This window comes from Streptomyces capoamus (genome assembly GCF_014654935.1).
Classification (GTDB): domain Bacteria; phylum Actinomycetota; class Actinomycetes; order Streptomycetales; family Streptomycetaceae; genus Streptomyces; species Streptomyces capoamus.
The window spans coordinates 213895-214791 of the sequence record NZ_BNBF01000015.1; the positions used below are offsets into that span (position 1 = coordinate 213895).

The window sequence follows — 897 nt, forward strand, 5'->3', positions numbered from 1 at the left end:
GTGGACGCGGACTGCTGCTCGTCAACCTGCTGTCCGACCTGGTGCGCACGCACACCGGCCCGCAGGGCACGACGGTCCGCTCCTACCTGCGCCGCTGAGGCCGCCGGGGCGCCCTCAGGCGGCGAGCGGGTTCAGCACCAGCGGCTCGATGCGGCCCTCCAGCATGGCGCCCAGGCCCTCCGCCGCGCACACGTCGGGCCGCTCGGCGATGTGCACCGGCATCCCCGTGGCCTGCCGCAGCATCTGGTCGAACCCGGGCAGCCGCGCCGAACCGCCGACCATCACGATCCCGCGGTCGGCGAGGTCGGCCACCAGATCGGGCGGGCAGTCGCGCAGCACCTTGCCGATGGCGTCCAGGACGGCCGTCAGCGGGGTCTGGATCGCGTCGCGCACCGCGGCGGTGTCCACCCGCACACTGCGCGCGAGCCCCGTCGCCACGTCCCGGCCGTGGATCTCGGTGGACGCCGGCCCGTGCGGGGTGAGCCCGTTGCCGGACAGGGCCAGTTGCAGCGGCCGTACCGACTGGCTGGGCAGCATCAGCGCGTGCGCGTGCCGCAGGTGCTGCACGATCGCGTGGTCCACGGCCTCTCCGCCCACCGGGATCCGCTCGGCGGTCACGATCGAGCCCAGCGACAGCACCGCGACCTGGGTCGCCGCCGCCCCGCACACCAGCACCATGGTGGCCTCGGGCCGCTCCACCGGCAGCCCGCACCCCACGGCGGCGGCGATCAGCGTGTCGACCAGTTCCACCCGTCGGGCCCCCAGCCCGACCAGCGTCTCGATCGTCGCCCGCTGGGCCAGCGGATCGGCGTCGTGCGGGGCGCAGGCCGCCGCGCGCAGCCGGGGTTTTCGGCGCAGCGCCCGGCGCATCTTGTCACCGAGGAGGTGCCGCAGCAT

General features: G+C 75.4%; 1 protein-coding gene. It reads right to left on the reverse strand.

The window, feature by feature from the left end:
• Nucleotides 1-114: 114 nt before the first annotated feature.
• Nucleotides 115-897 (reverse strand): rod shape-determining protein (locus IE312_RS23580; RefSeq protein WP_229900337.1); only part of this gene is annotated, 783 nt, incomplete at its 5' end.